The 17,389-nt window shown below is 70.3% G+C and carries 15 protein-coding genes and 1 pseudogene; 2 read left to right on the forward strand and 14 right to left on the reverse strand.

The window, feature by feature from the left end; all coding sequences use genetic code 11:
* The 11 genes and pseudogenes from ABWI04_RS22190 to ABWI04_RS22240 form a co-directional block, all read right to left on the reverse strand.
* On the reverse strand, positions 1 to 653 hold a 653-nt coding region (locus ABWI04_RS22190; RefSeq protein ID WP_353833632.1), incomplete at its 3' end, for an MmgE/PrpD family protein.
* On the reverse strand, positions 650 to 1,018 hold the full coding sequence (locus ABWI04_RS22195; protein ID WP_345174050.1) for a cupin domain-containing protein: 369 nt from the start codon (positions 1,016 to 1,018) through the stop codon (positions 650 to 652). The genes ABWI04_RS22195 and ABWI04_RS22190, both read right to left, overlap by 4 nt.
* Positions 1,015 to 1,878, reverse strand: a complete 864-nt coding sequence (locus tag ABWI04_RS22200; RefSeq protein ID WP_345174052.1) for a phosphoenolpyruvate hydrolase family protein — start codon at positions 1,876 to 1,878, stop codon at positions 1,015 to 1,017. The genes ABWI04_RS22195 and ABWI04_RS22200 overlap by 4 nt, the downstream gene beginning before the upstream one ends.
* A gap of 47 nt (positions 1,879 to 1,925) precedes the next feature.
* Positions 1,926 to 2,399, reverse strand: a complete 474-nt coding sequence (locus ABWI04_RS22205) for a hypothetical protein (protein ID WP_353833633.1) — start codon at positions 2,397 to 2,399, stop codon at positions 1,926 to 1,928.
* The gene (locus ABWI04_RS22210) at positions 2,396 to 3,994 is read right to left on the reverse strand and encodes a GMC family oxidoreductase (protein ID WP_353833634.1); all 1,599 of its coding nucleotides are present in this window, start codon (positions 3,992 to 3,994) and stop codon (positions 2,396 to 2,398) included. The genes ABWI04_RS22205 and ABWI04_RS22210 overlap by 4 nt, the downstream gene beginning before the upstream one ends.
* A 172-nt stretch (positions 3,995 to 4,166) precedes the next feature.
* A pseudogene (locus ABWI04_RS22215) lies at positions 4,167 to 5,301 on the reverse strand (Tm-1-like ATP-binding domain-containing protein); the annotation flags it as partial.
* Positions 5,298 to 6,194, reverse strand: a complete 897-nt coding sequence (locus ABWI04_RS22220; RefSeq protein ID WP_353833635.1) for an ABC transporter permease — start codon at positions 6,192 to 6,194, stop codon at positions 5,298 to 5,300. The pseudogene ABWI04_RS22215 and the gene ABWI04_RS22220, both read right to left, overlap by 4 nt.
* On the reverse strand, positions 6,187 to 7,290 hold the full coding sequence (locus ABWI04_RS22225; protein WP_345174060.1) for an ABC transporter permease: 1,104 nt from the start codon (positions 7,288 to 7,290) through the stop codon (positions 6,187 to 6,189). The genes ABWI04_RS22220 and ABWI04_RS22225 overlap by 8 nt, the downstream gene beginning before the upstream one ends.
* Complete coding sequence (locus tag ABWI04_RS22230; RefSeq protein WP_353833636.1) at positions 7,287 to 8,852, reverse strand: ATP-binding cassette domain-containing protein; 1,566 nt, start codon at positions 8,850 to 8,852, stop codon at positions 7,287 to 7,289. Before ABWI04_RS22230 ends, ABWI04_RS22225 begins: the two co-directional genes overlap by 4 nt.
* A 7-nt stretch (positions 8,853 to 8,859) precedes the next feature.
* A complete protein-coding gene (locus ABWI04_RS22235; RefSeq protein WP_353833637.1) occupies positions 8,860 to 9,891 on the reverse strand; it encodes a BMP family ABC transporter substrate-binding protein in 1,032 nt (343 codons plus the stop codon).
* 212 nt (positions 9,892 to 10,103) lie between these two features.
* The gene (locus tag ABWI04_RS22240; RefSeq protein ID WP_353833638.1) at positions 10,104 to 11,162 is read right to left on the reverse strand and encodes a CapA family protein; all 1,059 of its coding nucleotides are present in this window, start codon (positions 11,160 to 11,162) and stop codon (positions 10,104 to 10,106) included.
* A gap of 357 nt (positions 11,163 to 11,519) precedes the next feature.
* Between ABWI04_RS22240 and ABWI04_RS22245 the strand changes: the two genes are divergently transcribed.
* Positions 11,520 to 13,031, forward strand: coding sequence for an aminotransferase-like domain-containing protein (locus ABWI04_RS22245; RefSeq protein ID WP_353833658.1), 1,512 nt, complete (start codon positions 11,520 to 11,522; stop codon positions 13,029 to 13,031).
* 369 nt (positions 13,032 to 13,400) lie between these two features.
* Here ABWI04_RS22245 and ABWI04_RS22250 read toward each other — a convergent pair whose 3' ends face one another.
* The gene (locus ABWI04_RS22250; protein ID WP_353833639.1) at positions 13,401 to 14,762 is read right to left on the reverse strand and encodes a hypothetical protein; all 1,362 of its coding nucleotides are present in this window, start codon (positions 14,760 to 14,762) and stop codon (positions 13,401 to 13,403) included.
* Positions 14,763 to 15,027: 265 nt separating this feature from the next.
* Positions 15,028 to 15,900, reverse strand: a complete 873-nt coding sequence (locus tag ABWI04_RS22255; protein WP_345174068.1) for a LysR family transcriptional regulator — start codon at positions 15,898 to 15,900, stop codon at positions 15,028 to 15,030.
* Positions 15,901 to 15,995: 95 nt separating this feature from the next.
* On the opposite strand from ABWI04_RS22255, the gene ABWI04_RS22260 reads away from it, so the two are divergent.
* Positions 15,996 to 16,388: a tautomerase family protein gene (locus tag ABWI04_RS22260; RefSeq protein WP_353833640.1), complete on the forward strand. Its 393-nt coding sequence runs from the start codon at positions 15,996 to 15,998 to the stop codon at positions 16,386 to 16,388.
* A gap of 323 nt (positions 16,389 to 16,711) precedes the next feature.
* Here ABWI04_RS22260 and ABWI04_RS22265 read toward each other — a convergent pair whose 3' ends face one another.
* Positions 16,712 to 17,236, reverse strand: a complete 525-nt coding sequence (locus ABWI04_RS22265) for a hypothetical protein (protein WP_353833641.1) — start codon at positions 17,234 to 17,236, stop codon at positions 16,712 to 16,714.
* Positions 17,237 to 17,389: the final 153 nt, after the last annotated feature.

The raw sequence follows: 17,389 nt of genomic DNA on the forward strand, positions 1-17,389 counted from the left end.
GCCGCGGCCAGCACCCCGGCCGCGGCGGCCTTCCCGGCGTGGAAGGGCTTGACCTCGGTACCGAACGCCTCCCGGTGCCCGAGCGTCTGCAGGGACGCCAGCCGGAGCGCGGCCGCCATTCGGTCGCGGCCGGGCTCGCCGATCAGTCCCGCGGTGACCGCGGCCCCGGCGACCCCGCAGGTGCCGGTGATGTGCCAGCCCCGGTCGTAGTGCTCCGGACTGACCGCCAGGCCGAGCCGCAGCTGCACCTCGCAGCCGAGGGCGAAGGCCGCCAGCAGGTCCCGTCCGGGTGCGCCGGCGGGCCATCCGGCCGCCCACGCCGCACCGAGGACGCTCGCCCCGGGGTGGATGACCGTCTCCAGGTGGGTGTCGTCGAAATCGTCCAGGTGTGCGGCGAAGCCCGTGAGCAGCGCCGCGCCGACCGGGCTCGCCTTCCCGCGCACCCCGGGAGCCGCGGGGACCCCGGTCGGTGCGGCCAGCGCGGCCGCAAGCCTGCCGACCTGGGGGGAGCCGGACGCTCCCAGGGCCACTGCCAGGACGTTGAAGAGCGTCCGGCTCGCGGCCTTCGCCACCTCTCCGGGGAGCGGCCGGGAGGCGCAGTCGAGCACCGCCTCGGCGAGCTCCTCGTAGGAGGGTGCGTCACCGGTGGTCATGTGCTCGGCTCCAGCCAGGTGATGGCGCCGAAGGAGAAGGCCAGCTGGGCCAGCCCGGCAGCGGAGGCCCCGTGCCAGTGCTCCTCTCCCGGCTCGATCCACACGATGTCGCCCCCGGTCACCTCCAACGGTTCACGGCCGCGGCGCCCGACGAAGCCGGAACCCGCCACGATGTGGATCACCTGGCCGTCGGCGTGGCTGTGCCAGTGGCCGCGCACGCCCGGGTCCAGTCGGATCAGCGCGGTGGTCGCCTTGCTGGTAGGACACCCCTGGACCGGGGAGCTGAACGCGGCGCCGGTGAAGCGTTCCGGTTCGGGGACCGGCGTGGGGTCCTTCAGCAGGTCCGCGGTACGGAAGAGCTTCACGCCATGACCTCCTTCTCGTGCGGGCCATCGGCGGCGGGTTCGACGGAGACCTCGGTGAAGCGCCGCATGGTGTCGACGAGGGCGGTCTCCGCGGGCAGCCGCTCCATGCTGGACGCGCCCAGGAAACCGGCCGCGCCCGGGACCATCCGCAGCACTTCCTGGGCGTCGTCGGGCGTGGCGATCGGTCCTCCGTGGCACACGACCAGCACGTCCTCGCGCGCGGACTCGGCCTGGTCGCGGATCTCCCGCGTGCGCGCCGCCGCGTCGGCGAGCGACATGGGGGCCCTTGCGCCGATCATCCCGGCGGTCGTCAGCCCGACGTGCGCCACGACGATGTCGGCGCCCGCGGCGGCCATGTCATAGGCCTCCTGTTCGGTGCGCACGTAGGCGGCCGTGATCAGGTCCATCTCGCGGGCGGTGCGGACCATCTCGACCTCCTTGTCGAAGCCGTAGCCCGTGGCCTCCAGGTCCGCCCGCACACTGCCGTCCAGGAGGCAGACCGACGGGAAGTTCTGCACCCCGGCGAATCCGAGTTCCTTGAGCTGCCCCAGGAACAACGGGATGTTCTTGAACGGGTCCGTGGCGCAGACGCCGGCGAGCACCGGTGTCCTGCGCACCACCGGGAGGACCTCTGCGGACATCTCCACGACGATGTCGTTGGCGTTGCCGTAGGGCATCATCCCGGCCATCGAGCCGCGCCCGGCCATACGGAACCTGCCCGCGTTGTAGATGACGATGAAGTCGACGCCGGCCTCCTCCGCGCACTTGGCGGACAGGCCGGTGCCGGCACCCGCGCCGATCAGGGCGCGGCCCGACCGGACCCGCTCGTGGAACAGGGGGACGTAGTGCTGGCGGCTCATTGCCGTTACCTCCAAGTGGATGTGAGACGGGCTGCCTCCCCGCCCGGTCACGGGCGGTGCTCCGGCGGGGAGTCCGGGGGCAGCCGGTAGAGGGGCGGGCGTTCGGCGACCAGGTCGAGCAGGCCCTCCCCGACGACGACCGTGATCTCCCGCGGATCGACGATCTTGGCTTCCTGGAAGGGGTACTTCAGCAGCGCGGCGACACGCGGCGACATCAGGTAGCCGCCGGCGACGACCAGCGTGAGCACCTCGTGCAGTTCCGGTCGCCGTTCGGCCAGTCGCTCGACCGCCGCGAGGTCGAGGGCGGGCCCCAGCTCGTCCAGCGCCCGCAGCAGCGGCGGGACGAGGTCGGGACGCGCCTTGACCACCTGGTCGAGCAGATCGGTGTGCACACCGGCCTGCGACCCGGACGGGAGCCCGGCGCCGGCCTCGATCAGCGCGTCCGCGACCTGCCCGAGCCGCCGGCGGGCCTCCGGCGGCACGGGCGTGTCCCGCGTCTCCCCGGTCTCCGCGGTGGTCATGAGGTCACCTCCACATCGCGGCGGCGAGCGACCAGGGACCGGGCGCAGCGCAGCGCGTTGGCCGCGATGGTCGCGGTGGGGTTGACGCCGGACGACGTCGGGAACACCGAGCCGTCGAAGACGTACAGGTTGGGCACGTCGTGGCACTGGCCGTGCGCGTCGACCACGGACGAGCCCGGGTCATCGCCCATCACGGTCGTCCCCATCAGGTGCCATCCGGTGCCGCGCAGACCCGAGTTGAGGATCTTCTTCGTGGCCCCCATGGCGTCGAGCACCTCGGAGAGGCGCTCCAAGTGCCAGGCCATCATGGCCCGCGTGTTGTCGGACGTGCGGTACTGGATCCGCACGCCGGGGACGCCGCCCGCGGCGGCGCCGTCGTCCAGCAGCACCCGGTTCGCCGGGTCGGGCAGGTCCTCGCAGATGACGCCCCAGATCGCCGAGTGGCCGAGCCGTTCGCGCAGCAGCCGGGTGAAGTTCGGGCCCCACACCGGTTCGTCCCCCCAGGTGCCCGGGAGCATGAACGACAGCGGCGCGCCGGAGGGGATCAGGTTCCACTTCGCGCCGCGCACGAAGCCGCGGGACCGGTCGGTCTCGTAGAACTCCAGGGAGTGCAGGTACTGGCCGAGCGGCCCGCGCCAGGACTCCAGGTCCTCGTCGAAGATTCCGATCGCGTTGCCGAACGGGTGCATCATGAGGCGCCTGCCGACCAGGCCGCTGGAGTTGGCGACCCCGGACCCGTCGGCCGACGCGAGCATGATGCGGGGCGTGCCGATCGCGTTGGCGCACAGCACCACCACGCCGGCGCGAACCTCATGGCGGACTCCGTCGGCGTCAAGGTAGGTGACGCCGGCGGCGCGGCCCCGGTCGTCCAGGAGTACCTGCTCGACCGTCGCCCGCACCGTCAGGCGCACCTGGTCCTTGGCGAGGGACTGCCAGTGGGTGCGGTCCGCGGACGCCTTGGCTCCGGTGGGGCAGCCGAAGGGACAGGCGGTCCGCTGCGCGCACGCGTGCAGGGGGCCGTACTCGGCGGTGGCGATGGCGTTGCTGCCGGGCCACCAGTGCCAGCCGAGCTTGTTCAGCGCCTCCGCGCCCCGCCGGCCGAGCTTGTTGAGCGGCACGGGCGGCAGCGGCGGCGGCGTGCTCGGGGGAAGCGCCGGATCACCCTCGAGGCCGCTGACGGCGAACTGCCGCTCGACCTCGTCGTAGTAGGGCTCCAGATCCCAGTACCCGATCGGCCAGTCGTCGCCGACACCGTCCATGGTGCGGGTGCGGAAGTCCGAGGGCAGGAAGCGTTCCCAGTGCGCCGCGTAGAGGACGGTGCTGCCGCCGACACCGTTGTACATGAGGGCGGTGACGTCCGACTCGGCGTCGTCGATGGGATAGTCGCCGCCGGCGCGGCGCTGGTTCGGATCCCAGTTCCAGTGCTTGCGGGACACGAGTTCGAAGTCGGCATAGCCCGCGCGCGCCTTCTCGTAGTCGGGCCAGTCCCCCTGTTCCAGGCACGTGACCCGCATTCCGGCGCGGGCGAACTCCTGGGCGGCGACCGCGCCCGAGGGGCCGGCGCCGACGATCAGGACGTCGCAGTCTTCGCGCACATCCCCGTCCTTTCCTTCGATCTTCTCCACGGGCCGCCCGCACCGCGTCGTCCGGGCGAGATGTCCATCACGGTTCGCGGCTCCCCGCCGCCGGCTTCCCGGCGAGCCGGGCCAGCAGCAGTCGCGCCGCCTGCTCGCCGAACGCCGGGGTGTTCAGTGCCACCGGGGAACGCTCCACGGTGACGTGGGGCGCCAACGACTCCAGCAGCGCTTGTTCGAGGGCGGCGTCCGCCTCAGGCCAGTAGAACGGGCCTCCCGGCTCCGACAGGGCGGACGTCCCGCCGGTGGGCAGCAGCAGCGCGACCGGTCCGCGCGCAGCCGACAGCTTCGCGCCGAGGCGCGCCGAGGACGGCGGCCTCCCGCGGATCGGTGCGCATCAGCGTCGCCGTCGCGTTGTGCGAGTAGAGCCGCCGCCCCCGGTACGGTTCCGGCACGGTCTCGGGCGCCCCGAAGTTGACGACGTCCAGCGCTCCGGTCGACACGACCTGCGGGGTCCCCCGCCGGCCGGCGGCGACCAGGCGGCCGGGCCCCGCACTCGCCACGCCGCCGGCGAGGTCGTCGGCCAGCTCCGTCGTCGTCAGATCGAGCACCCCTGACAGCCATCCGTCCTCGGCCAGCGACTCCAGCGTCCTGCCGCCGAGCCCGTTGGCGTGGAAGACCAGGACGTCCAGGTCTCGTGACTCCAGCACCCGGCAGGCGCGCGACACGCCGGCGGTCGTCACCCCGAACATGCTGGCGGCCACCATCGGCTTCCCGTCGCCGCCCGTCGCCGACGGCACCGGCCGTCCCAACTGGGCCGCCAGCATCGCCACCGACCGTTCGAGGACGAAGCGGCTCACCGTGTTGAGCCCGGCGATGTCCACGATGGAAGGGACCAGCAGCAGATCGCTGGCTCCCACGTGGGGACGGGTGTCACCGGAGGCCATCGTGGTGACGATCATCTTGGGCACGCCCAGCGGCAGGGACCGGAAGCCCGGTGCCAGCACGCTCAGCGCTCCCGAACCGCCCATGCCGAAGGCGGCGTCCACCTCGCCGGCCTCTCGTAGGGACCCCAGCAGGGCGGCCACCCCCTCGGCCATGGCGGCCAGGGCCTCCGCCCGGGTGGCGAGCGCGGCGATCTCGCGGTGGTCACGGCCCGCGGCCCGCGCCACCTCCGAACGGGTCACGTCGGGCCGGATCCGCGGCTCCCCGCGAACACCCGCGTCGACCAGCAACGGCCTCAGGCCGGCGTCCGCCAGCAGGTCCCGGACGTAGGCGTACTCGACGCCCTTGGTGTCGAGCGCCCCGACGAGGACGACCCGGCTCACAGCGTTCGCTCCATGATCACTTCCGGCTGCTCTCCCCGGCGCCGCTTGATCACGACCGTGGCCGAGATGGCGGCGATGGTCGCCGCGTAGGGCAGCATGAGCACGAACTGCGGCGGCAGGACCCCGTTGAAGTCCAGCTGCGACTGGATGCCGAAGGCCAGCGCGGATCCGAAGAACACTGCCGCCACCGACACCCCGACCGGGGCCACCCCTCCGAGCAGGACCGCCGCGAAGGCGAGGTAACCGCGGCCCTGCGCGATGTTGTCGGAGAAGGACCGCACCTGGGCCAGCGACAGCTCTGTACCGGCCAGCGCGCACAGCAACCCGGCGACCTGCAGCGCCGCCATCCGGTAGAGGTCCACCGGGACGCCGGCGCTGCGCGCCGCGAACGGGTCGCTGCCGCAGGCGCTGAGCTTCAGCCCGGCCCGGGTCCGCCGGATCGTCCACCACGACAGCCAGGTCAGCCCGAACGCCGCGAAGGTCAGCACCGACAGGCCGCCGAGCGGCCCGCCGACCGCGCCGAGCGGCCGCGGCAGTCCGACGGGCGACTCGATGGCAGCCTCGGTGTCGAAGAAGGCCACCAGGGCGTAGCCCGTCGCACCGGCGGCGGTCATCGACAGGCCGAGCCCGACGATGAGCACGTTCGCCTTGAAATGCGTGACCAGCACCCAGAACAGCAGCGACAGCAGCAGGTTCACGGCGATGGCGGCGCCCACGGCCGCGAGAACCGACCCGGTGCGGATGGCAGTGGCGGTCGCGACGAACGCGCCGCTGAGCATCAGCCCCTCCAACCCGAGGTGCAGGATGCCGCTGCGCTGGGCGAACAGTCCGGCGAGCGCCGCCAGCCAGATGGGCGTGGCGGCCTGCAGGCAGGTCACCAGGAAGTCAACCACGGGAGTTCACCACCTCCGGATCGCGGTGGGCGGGCCCACCCGGCGGATCACCGGCCTGGGCCGCGGCCCGCGTTCGCCGGCGTCTCAGCAGGGCGGGCACCGTGGAGACCGTGATCCACAGGGCGACCATCCCGTTGAGCATGTCGAGACCCGCCTGCGGCAGGTCGCTCACGACCGGCAGGTAGATCGTGGCGGCGCGCAGCGCACCGAAGAACACCGCGGCCAGCAGCGTGCGGAGCGGACCGAACGTCCCGACCAGCGCCACGATGACGGCCATGAAGCCGACCATCGGCGAGAACCCGACCCGCAGGCTGCCCGACGGGCCGTAGGCCTCGACGGCGCCCGCGAGCCCGGCCGCCGCACCGCTCAGCGCGAAGACCACCAGGCCGACCCGGGAGGCACGGATTCCCATCCACTGCGCCATCACCGGGTTGCGTCCCACGAGGCGGATCTCCAGGCCCAGCCGCGTGCGGCCGGTCAGGACCACGGCGCCCGCCATGAGGAGGCCGCACAGGATCAGCAGGGCGGGCGAGACTCCGCTGCCGTCGCTGAGCCGGAAGGCCCCCGGCAGCTGATCGGTCGTGGCCGCCTGGCCCGTGCCGTCGCGGCTCTTCAGCGGGCCGGTGCAGACCCACTCCAGGACCAGCACGGCGATGAAGTTCATCATCAGGCTGGTGACGACCTCATCGGCGCCGAGCCGCGTCCGCAGCAGCCCGGGCACCAGCGACCACAGCGCCCCGAGCGCGATCCCGACCGCGAAGGCGCACGGGAGCACCACGAGCACGGGACCGTCCCGCCACACCAGGCCGAGGGCGAGCGAGCCGATCGCCCCGACGTACATCTGTCCCTGGGCGCCGATGTTGAAGTAGCCGGCCTGGAAGGCGAGCCCGACTCCGAGCGCGATGATGAGCAGAGGAATGGCCCAGCGGATCGTCTGCGTCCATGCGGCCGGCGAGCCGACGCTGCCGTCGACCGTTCCCGCGATGATCGCCTCCACGTCATAGCCGGACAGGGCGAAGATGCCGAGGACCAGCAGCAGGGACACACCGATGACCGCGACGGGCCGGGCCGCGGCCGGCCTTGGCCGAAACCTCACGCGGCCTCACCCCTCACCATGGCGCCGCCCACTCGATCCAGATCGAACGGCCGGTCGAACTCGGCCACCACGCGCCCGGCGAACATCACCAGTACGCGATGGCACACCTCGAACATCTCCTCCAGGTCCGCGCTGACGATGAGGACGGCGGCGCCGGACGCCGCGGCGTCCACCAGCGCCGCCCGCACGTCACCGGCCGCGGCGATGTCCAGCCCGCGTGTCGGGTGCGCGGCGATGAGAACCCGCACGTCACCGGTGATCTCGCGCGCCAGGACGGTCTTCTGGACGTTGCCGCCGGACAGGTTCCCGGCCGGCTGGGTCTCGGTCCGGTAGGCGACCCGCCAGCGGTCCAGCGCCTCCCGGCACCGTTCCCGCAGGGCCCGTGGATCGAGCATCAACCCGTCCCCGACGCGCCGCGGGGCGGCGTGGTTCTCCCACAGGGCGCTGCTGAGGCTGACCCCTTCCACGTTGCGTTCGAAAGGGATGATGCGCAGGCCGCGGTCGCGGCGCCGCCGTACCGAGGCCCCCGAGATGTCGGAGCCGGCCAGGGACACCGTCCCGCCGCGCAGCGGCGCCATCCCGACGAGCGCCTCGACGAGGCTGCGCTGCCCGTTGCCCTCGACGCCGGCGATCCCCACGATCTCTCCTGCGCGGATCTCCAGCGACACGTCGGTCGCGGCCGCGTCGTGCGCCCCGGACCGCGCGGTCAGCCGGGTCGTGCTCAGCACCGCCGGCGCGTCCGGGGCGGGTTTCGCGACGGTCGGCACCTCCCTGGCCGAGGCGTCGCCGATGATGGCCCGCGAGACGTCCGACGGCTCCAGGTCGCCGATGGGCGTCGGCTCCAGGACGAGCCTGCCGGCCCGCAGCGCGGTGACGGTGTCGGCGACCGCGAACACCTCGTCCAGCTTGTGCAGCACCACGATCACGCACAGGCCCGCGGCGGCCAGGTCGCGCAGCCGGTCGAACAGCCCGCGCATCGCGGGTGGCGGCAGAACCGCCGTGGGTTCGTCCAGGACCAGGACGCGGGGGCCGGAGGCGAGGGCGCGGGCGATCTCCACCGCCTGCATCGTCTCGATCGGCAGCCTGCCGATCAGGGCGTCCGGGGCGACGGCGGCTCCCCCGTCCTCCAGGAGCGTCCGCGCCCTGCGGTGCAACGCGGCCTTGGAGAAGCCGCCGAGGGGGCGGCGCTCGTCGTTGAACAGTTCCAGTGCCTGGGCGACGGTGAAGTCCGAGGGCAGCGCGAAGTGCTGGTGAACCAGCTCCACGCCCTGTCTGCGTGACTCGGCGACGTTCCCTCCGGCGAGCAGGTGCTCTCCCACCCGGACGGTGCCGCCGGAGGGTTCGACCAGCCCGGCCAGCACCCGCGCGAAGGTGGTCTTGCCGGCGCCGTTCTGGCCGACGATGGCGTGCACCTTGCCCGGTGCGAAGGTCCCGCTGACTCCGTCGAGGGCACAGAAGTCACCGAAAAGTACCGAGACGCCCTGGCAGGTGACGGGTGCTCCGGCGCGTTGCGGACCGCCCGCCGCGGCGGGTCCGGTTCTCTCGTGTGGTCGGGCTCGCATGGCCCGCTCACACGTTGCCGGTGTTGACGGGCACGTCGACGGAACCGTCGACGATCTTCTGCTTGGTCTCGCCGACCTTCTGGAACGCCGAGTCCAGGTCCGGGGCCCCGGCGCCGGGCCGGAACATCTTGGCGCGTTCCAGGAAGGTGCCGTCGTCGGCGAGGCCCGCTTCGCTGCCACCGGGCTTCCAGGTCCCGTCGGCGATGGTGAGCACCCGCTTGGCCATGGTCGCGCCGTAGTGCTGCGACGCGACCGCGATCACGCTGGTAGCGGTCTGGGCGCTCTCCGCGTTGTCGTAGATGACGAAGGTCTTGGCCTGGTCGGCGGCCTTCACGACGCCGACCGAGGAGCCGCCCGCGTAGGCGAGGACCACGTCGACCTTGTTGTTGAACATGGTCTGGGCGATCTGCTGGCCCTTCACCGGGTCGCCGAACGACCCGACGAACGCGCTCTTGACGGCGATGCCGGCGCGGGTGGCCTTCGCCCCCGCCTCGAAGGCGTGGTAGTCGGCGTTCAGCGAGGGGATCGCGGTTCCGCCGATGAACCCCACGACGCCCGTCTTCGACACGGTGGCGGCCAGCACGCCGGCCAGGTACGAGGGGCCCTGCGTGTCGAACGAGACCGTCTGGACGTTCGGCAGCTCGGGCTTGTACGGGTCGGAGTAGATGTGCACGAACCTGGTCTTGGGGAAGTCGGGCGCCACGGTCTTGAGTACCTGCGTGAAGTCCGAGAACGACACGACGATCACCGGCGTCCCCGACTGGGCCAGGCTGCGCAGCGTCGACTCGTGCGAGGAGGGGTCGGGCGCGGCCACGTGGCGGGTGGTGTAGCCGGCCGCCTTCAGCGTGTTCAGACCGGCGATCAGGTTGTCGGTCGGCCCTCCGTCCCCGGCCTTCTGCGGGGTGACGAGCGCCACCGACTTCTCGTCTCCGCCTCCCCGCTGGTCTCCGGTCCCGCATCCGGTGAGCGCGAGAGCCGATGCCAGGCTCGCGGCGACGAGGAAACGACGGCGGTTCAGCGGCCCTGTTCCGAGACGCATAACAGGCTCCGTTCTGTCGGCCCGTTCACCGACACGGTCCTTCGTCCACCGGGTCCTGCGCCCGGCGGTTCTGCGAACGTACACGGCTGTCATCTTGGTGTCTAGAGGATGTATGCATAACAATCAGTACGCTTACTCCGGAACACCTGGCCGCGGCGGATGGGGAGGCCGTGCCCGCGGGGCGTTGCACCGGCGGGCACGGCCGACGGGATTCAGCCGGTGACGATCACGCGAGCGCCGTCGAACGCGACGACGGTGTCGAGATCCGCCGATTCGACGGCCAGCCGGTCCGCGAACCGGCGGGCGTTCTCCGGATCCGCCAGGACGGGGAGCCCGTGCTCGGCCGTCATGATCGGCACCAGTGACACCTGCGGGACGTCTCCGCCGGCCAGGTCGACGACCGTGATGAAGGCGTCCCGGCTGAACGCGTCGTAGATCTCCTCGATCTCCGGGGTGATGTTCTCCCTCGGCTGCTGGGCGACGAAGTTGCCCGGGCTGTACACGATGACCCGATCCCGGTACACCTCCACCCCTTGCGGGGCGTGCACATGATGGCCGAGGACGAGGTCGGCCCCCGCGTCCACGAGCGCGTGTCCGAACACCCGCTGGTACTCGGCGCGCGCGCTGCCGAACCCGAAGCCCCAGTGCACGGTGACCACCACGACGTCGACGCGCTCCCGCAGTTCCCGGACGCGGCCGATGACCCGCTCGTGGTCGGCCGCGCGTACCCGAGTGCGGATGACCGGGGGCACGCCCGGTTCCTCCAGCTGGAACTCGCCGTTCACGACCCATTCGGTCTCCACGTGCACGGGAGAGATGCCCGGCTTGGACGGGCCGGCCGCGGCTCCCAGCGGCAGCAGGCAGGACCAGGCGAGGATCCCTACGCGGCGGCCGGCGATATCCAGGACGACGGCCTCCTCGGCGGCCGCGAGATCCTCTCCCGCACCGATCGTCGTCACTCCCACCGAGCGCAGTCTCCGCACGGTGTCGTCCAGGGCGTCCCAGCCGTAGTCAGAACTGTGGTTGTTGGCGAGTGTCGCCACCCTCAGGTTGAAGGCGGCCAGCTCGTGGACGAGTTCGGGACGCGCCCGGAAGTTGAGGATCCGGTCGGAAGGGTGACCCCGGTCGGAGAAGGGCAGTTCCACGCTCGACAGCACGCAGGACGATGCTCCGAGCACCTCCTGAAGTGCGGTGAAGCCGGGATCAGCGGGCACCTCGGCCAGGGACCTGGTGAGAACGATGTCACCGGTGGCGGTCAGATGGGAGATCACGCGCGGCGCCTTCCTGTACTGCGGACGGTCGCCGTACCGGCACGCACTGCCGGAACGGCGAGCGCGTCAGGCCATGCCGGACCAGACGGTACGGCGCTGAGGACGGACGTCACAGTGTCACGCTCGCGTAACACAGTCAATACGTTAGGGGTACAGTTGACGGAGGCTGTGGTGCTCGGTCCGGCCGCATCTCTGTGCCCGACAGACCTTCCCAAAGAAGCACGCAGGCCCCAGAACGCCATACCACGAGGGGCCTCCGAGCGGAGGCAGGGGCCCACCTGCTCTCTGGGGGCACTCCAACGCCGCAAGACGTACTGGTAAAATGTATGCGTGATGCTTGAGGTGCAACGCCGGATAATGACCTTGCGCGACTCCTCGGGCAACGGGCGTCCGCTCTACGAACGAGTGGCACACGAGATGTCCGAGGCGATCCGGACGGGCGAACTGGGCCCCGGCGAGCGCTTGCCGTCCGTCCGGCAACTCGCCACCGACCTGGGCCTCAGCGTCACGACCGTCATGAGCGTCTACGCCCGGCTCGGAGAGCTCGGCCTGGTGCACGGGGAGGCCGGCCGCGGCACCTTCGTCAGCGAGGCCGCCGACCTCCCGCGGACGGCACCGCCCCCCCGCGGAGGCGAACCCCAGATGCCCGCCCGCGGTGGCAGGGCATGGCGGCGCCAGGTTCTCGCCCAGACCGAGGCGCGACTGCAGCGCAGCCATCCGGACGCGCGCGACCTCACGCGCGGCGGGCCGGACCCGCGACTGCTTCCGCTGACCGTCGTCAAGCGCGCCTACCGGGACGTCGCCGCCCGGTTGCGGGCTCGGGACCTGGAGTATCCGGCGACGCTGAGCACCGAGCCGGAACTGGCCGCTGCGCTCGCCAAACGGCTCGCCCACGACGGCATCGAGACCGATGCCGACGACCTGCTCATCGCCAGTTCCACGCAGCAGTTCCTGGCCCTGCTCGCCATGCTGCTCCAACGTCGCTCCCCCGGCGAGACCGTCCTTGTGGGCGTCGAGGAGCCCGGTTACCAGACCGCCATGGACACCCTCGAATTCCAAGGACTGGGGCTCGTCCCCATGCCGCTGGACGAGGCGGGGGTCACCGTCGAGGGGCTGCTCGGTGCCGTCGACGCGGGTGTCTCGGCCGTGCTGTTCACCCCCCGCGCCCAGAGCCCGACCGGCTGCTGCTGGACGGCGCAACGCCGACGCGCGCTGGCAGACGCCCTCGCGCCACATCCCGACGTCTGGATCATCGAGGACGACCAGTTCGCCGAGGCCGCGACCCTGCGACCAGGGTCGCTGTACACCGATCCCCGGCTACGGGACCGCGTCGTGTACCTTCGCTCATTCTCCAAGTCCATCGCCCCTGACATGCGGCTGGCGGTGGCCCTCGCCAAGCAGCCGATCCGCCATCCGCTCACGCTGGCCAAGTCCTTCGCCGACGGATGGACGTCCCGGACGTCCCAGCGCGTACTCGCGGCGACGCTCACCGACCCCCGCCTCGACGAACTTCTCACGGAGGCGCGCACCGAGTACGCGCACCGCCGGGCCGCCGTCCGCGAGGCCCTCCGGCAGGCCAGCGCCTCCCAGCAGATCGGCCTGTTCGTCCCCGAGTACGACACTGACGGTTTGCACGTCTGGGTCACGCTCCCAGACGGTTGTGACGCCGACCGGGTGGTCGAAGCCACGGCGCAGCGAGGGTTCCTACTGGCAGCCGGGCAGCCCTTCTTCCTGTCCCCCGGCCACCAACGCCACCTGCGGATCAACGCGGGCGCACTTCCCGCCGAGCACGCCCCGCAGCTCGCCGCGGCGATCGGCGAGGCCGTCGTCACCCTGATGGGCCAGCCCACCGCCCTACTCACGCCCTGACTCGGCAACCGACCGGACCATGCCGCCGACCCGCGGCCACGGTTCAGCGCGTGCGCCGCGGCCACCGGCTCCCCCCGTAGCGGGAGACGCGGCCCTGACCGCCGGGCTCGGCCCAAGGGTGTATCCGGCGGCGTTCAGCGTGGTGTTGAGCTGGCAGTAGATGAGCTGGTGCGCGGCGGCCCCAGGCCCTAGTGGGATTTCCATATCGGCTGCCATGACCGGCCCATACCCGTGTGCCGGCCATCGGTCTTTCCTGTGATCATGATCGATCGGCAGATCACTACGTGAGGCGCTGACCGTACGGGACGATCCAATTCTGCCCGGTTGCCCGATCGACGTTTCCGCAGTTCAGCCCGAACTTCTCGGAGGTCACAAGCCGGCAGCGGTAAGGATCCGATACATCTGGGTCGGCCGTAGCGCAGAGTTGGCAGCGGCGTCGTCGGCTACCTCAGGGTCTGGGTCGCCGAGCAAATGCTCCAGCAACACGTCAGTGATGTTGTGGTGACGGGCGACCCCCCGGCGCAGGAAGGGCTCGGAAGCGCCGGCGAGCTGCTGAAGGCATGGCAGGGGTAGTTCCGGGTCTTGCAAGGCGAGGTAGCGCACGTCCGGGCTTGGCTCGTCGACGAACGTGCGCAGCACCTCACGAGGGAAGTTGGGGTGGTCGACGAGTAGCGGTCGGATGTGCAATACGTCGCCGTGGGCGCGGACCAGTCTTTCCAGGACCTCTGGTGGCGTGCCCGGCCGACGGGCGGCAGCACGGCGGACTGCGAGTTCCGGGTCGTTGTCCAGCCGACGCCATGCCTCTTCAGGTAGGTCGTGACAGGAGGCCAGAACGCGCCGAAATGTTGTGTGCTGGCAGTCCAGGTAGGTCATCCGCTCATCGAGAGGCGCTTCGCGCAGCCAGTCCGGTTCGACGAAGTTCCAGCTAAGAGCTACTTTCGCCTCGATGCTTCCGTCCGCGCGTTCGGCTTCTACAAGCGCATACAGTCGGTCCCGGGTTTCGGCGTCCACATGCCGACTCTGCGCAGCCGCGACCCGCACGAGCGGGTCATCGACGCCCAGGAGCTGGGCGACCATCTCTGCCGATAGATGGGGATTACAGGCGACAGCTTGATGGAGCTCCGCCTCCTCCTGCCGCATGAGCTGCGCAAACTGCTCTGATGTAAGTGGGACGTAGCGCGCCACGTTAATGCGCACTGCAGGGTCGGCTAGGCAACGCTCCCTCCACTCAGGCGGGACACCCGGAATTTTGCGCTCGGTGGCCGCTGCACGGACCTGTGGATCTGGGTCAGCGAGCAGTTCCACTTGCACAACGAGAGGCCGGTCGTACCAGGCTCGTGCGACTGCGGCACGCAGGCTCGGACTCGGCGCACTGGCAAGCATCGTCCGAGGCTGGCCATAGGCTTCCTCAAGGTCGTCGATGCCAATCGGCACCTTGCGGTCAACCATGTGGCGGACAAAGTCTGTGAACGCGTTGCGGATCGCCGGATCGGGATGCTCGGCAATCCTTCGGCGCATCTCCGGGGAGATCCGGTCCCCGTGAAGGCCAACCGCGGTGTCGCCGTCGTCGTGCTTCAGCAGAGCATCGACAACGGCGTCCTCCAGCCGCCCACGGCGCTGCGATATCCCGTGTCGGCCAGCCCTGTGTGCAGCCAGACGTACCAGGACATCATGAGGAGAGGACGGGTTCCGCCCCAACCCGGAGAGTTGGGGATGATCCAGGCTTGTCATGCGCTCAACCTAGTCGGGCCGTTGCGTGCCAGTCCTTTCATCGATCCCTAGAGGGCACCAGCGGTGTCAGGTAAGCGTGGCCCGGAAGGCACTCCCCCGGTGGACGCAATGGCAGAAGCGCGGGGCCGCCCAGCCCGGCGCCGGCCATCGCAGCCACCACGAGGAAATCGCGGAAGCTGATTCGGTTAGCAATCTGGGGCGCCGAGGATGACAGTTTCCTTCGGAGGCGAAGCTGCTCACCCAGCCGATACCTTTACATTGTAGATCAAAAAGAGTGCCGCTGGGCGCGCAGGGCGGAGGCGAAGGCGCGCAGCGCCCTGCGAGCGGCCGGCTCGGACGGGCGTGATTGCAGGACGACGCTGCGGGCGGGCAACGGCGGGAGGCCGAGTGATTCGCCCATGTCCATGGTGCCGGGTGGGGCCACGCGCGGGCTCAGCGCCGCCACGGCCAAGCCTGCTGCCGCGGCCGCACCGATGGCCGCGATGCCGCCGCCCACGAACACCTCTTGCCAGGCGATGCCCGCTTCGTTCAGCGCGGTCACCGCCATCTCGTGCACATGGCATGACTCGGCCTGCAGGGCGAGGCGCAGAGGCTCGCCGGAGCGGTGTTCGAAGTCGGAAGAGGCCATCCAGCCAAAGGGCTCCTCCATCAGGACTTCACCGTCGGTGCGACGGCCCTCGTGGCGCAGCACGATGGCCGCGTCCAGCGCACCGCTGTCGAACAGGTCAAGGAGCTCCCATGAGCTGGCGATTCTCACCTCCAGCGTCAGGTCTGGCTCTGCTCGCCCCATCTGGCGCAGGAGGTGGGGCAGTTCGGCGCCGACGACGTGGTGGCTCATGCCGATCGACAGGCGTTGCCGCTGGACGCCGAACGAGCCCAGCGCGCCCGCGTGGGCGGCCAGCAGTTCACGTGCGGGGCCGAGGAAGGCGGCGCCGTCTTGCGACAGGCGGACCAGGCGGGGCGTACGGTCCAGCAGGCGGCGGCCCAAGGCGTCCTCCAGCCGCTTGATCTTCAAGCTCACGGCGGACTGCGTGGAGTCCATCGCCTCCGCCGCGCGCGTGAAGCTCTTCATCTCGGCGGTCAGCACGAAGGCCTGCACAGCGTCCAGGGCGAGCATCTTCATCGTCACGCCGATCATTGGAATATTTAATGACTGAAATATCCTAAGATGACTTTTTTGAATGATCAAGTGCTGGCTACGCTGCGAACCATCCCGAGGAACGGAGTCAGACCATGCCCTTGGTCCAGGTGTCGTTGCGGCGCGGCAAGTCCGCCGAGTACCACCAAGCACTCTTCGAAGGCGTCTACCACGCCATGCGTGAGACCTTCGACGTGCCGGAAGACGACCGCTTCATGACGATCACCGAGCACGACAGCAGCACCTTCAGCGTCAGCCCCACCTACTACGGTGTCGAACGGAGCGACGAGGTGGTCATCATCCGGATCACCGCCAACAACACGCGCGGCCTCGCCCAGAAGAAGGCGCTCTACCTGCGCATCGTCGACCTCTTGCAGGCGAACCCCGGCGTGCGCCCCGAAGACGTGTTCATCAATCTTGTGGAGGTACTGCCGGAGAACTGGTCGTTCGGCAATGGCATCGCGCAGTACGCGGTGCAGCAGGGCTGAGGGGAACGGTGTGAGCCGCAGCGACAAGAAGCCCGCGGGTGGGCCGCACAGCTCGCCGGCGGCCCTCCGGTGTCCGGTCAGAGGACAGCCCGCCGGCTACAAATGCCGTCCTCCGCAGCCGCAGCCACGGGCCAGTGCCGTGGTTCTCGTGGAGGGCAGTGCGAGCATGCCACCGAACGCCAGCAGGCCGATCAGTGCCGCGGCGATCGTGGTCATGCCCACGTAGACCACGGCTCTGTCGACCTGGTGGCGGAACGCAGGGCGCGGTGGCCCGCTCGGCGGACCACCGCACCATCGCGCAATTCCTGCATCTGGTCAGGGAGCTAGCAATACTTGTAGCTCGTATCCACGGACCAGACGGGGTACCAGTTGGCGGATTTGAAATTCCGCGAGAGGTCGGGCGCCGAGGCGGGAGCCGGGTAACACGCGATAATGCTCCCGACCGCACCCCCGTCGAACGTCAGCGCGTCCACGCCGCCCGTCTGGTTGTTGATGATCCACTGGTACTTGCTGTCGTAGTTGAAGTTGTGGACGCCGTAGGACTTCTCGTCGTACAGCCGGAAGACGTACCAGTAGTTTCTCGTGCTCGTCTGGTTCGAGAGCACGTACAGGCAGACGTAGAACTTGGCGCATGAGGGCAGGTAGTCCCTCGACTCCTCGCCGCGCGGCCGGTCCATCCACCTCCAAGGACCCTCGATGCCGTCGACCTTCGGCTCTCCCCCGGGGCCGATGTAGGGGTCGGCGGACGCGCTCGGCGCGACGGCGATCGTCGACAGCAACATCGCCAATGCCGCGACGGTGACCGCGGCGAACCTTCTCTTCGGCATTCGCGCCGCTCGCATGATCATGTGGCCCTCCTGGTTCGCGATGAGCGCGCGTGTCGCGCCACTCTGGGATAGCGAGTTCGTCCTTTGAATTTTGAATGAGGCGCCATAGGACATCTATCTGGTGAGTGCACACTGCTTTAGGATCCGTCCACTGTTCGGCGCCGACCGTCCGCA

This window comes from Actinomadura sp. NPDC000929, from assembly GCF_040492065.1.
Lineage (GTDB): Bacteria > Actinomycetota > Actinomycetes > Streptosporangiales > Streptosporangiaceae > Spirillospora > Spirillospora verrucosospora.

Excerpts from the sequence above, each read along its gene's own strand:
- ABWI04_RS22260 (WP_353833640.1), top strand. The coding sequence starts at position 15,996 with ATGCCCTTGGTCCAGGTGTCGTTGCGGCGCGGCAAGTCCGCCGAGTAC.
- ABWI04_RS22255 (WP_345174068.1), bottom strand. The coding sequence starts at position 15,900 with ATGATCGGCGTGACGATGAAGATGCTCGCCCTGGACGCTGTGCAGGCC.
- ABWI04_RS22265 (WP_353833641.1), bottom strand. The coding sequence starts at position 17,236 with ATGATCATGCGAGCGGCGCGAATGCCGAAGAGAAGGTTCGCCGCGGTC.
- ABWI04_RS22235 (WP_353833637.1), bottom strand. The coding sequence starts at position 9,891 with ATGCGTCTCGGAACAGGGCCGCTGAACCGCCGTCGTTTCCTCGTCGCC.
- ABWI04_RS22245 (WP_353833658.1), top strand. The coding sequence starts at position 11,520 with ATGACCTTGCGCGACTCCTCGGGCAACGGGCGTCCGCTCTACGAACGA.
- ABWI04_RS22205 (WP_353833633.1), bottom strand. The coding sequence starts at position 2,399 with ATGACCACCGCGGAGACCGGGGAGACGCGGGACACGCCCGTGCCGCCG.
- ABWI04_RS22230 (WP_353833636.1), bottom strand. The coding sequence starts at position 8,852 with ATGCGAGCCCGACCACACGAGAGAACCGGACCCGCCGCGGCGGGCGGT.
- ABWI04_RS22250 (WP_353833639.1), bottom strand. The coding sequence starts at position 14,762 with ATGACAAGCCTGGATCATCCCCAACTCTCCGGGTTGGGGCGGAACCCG.
- ABWI04_RS22200 (WP_345174052.1), bottom strand. The coding sequence starts at position 1,878 with ATGAGCCGCCAGCACTACGTCCCCCTGTTCCACGAGCGGGTCCGGTCG.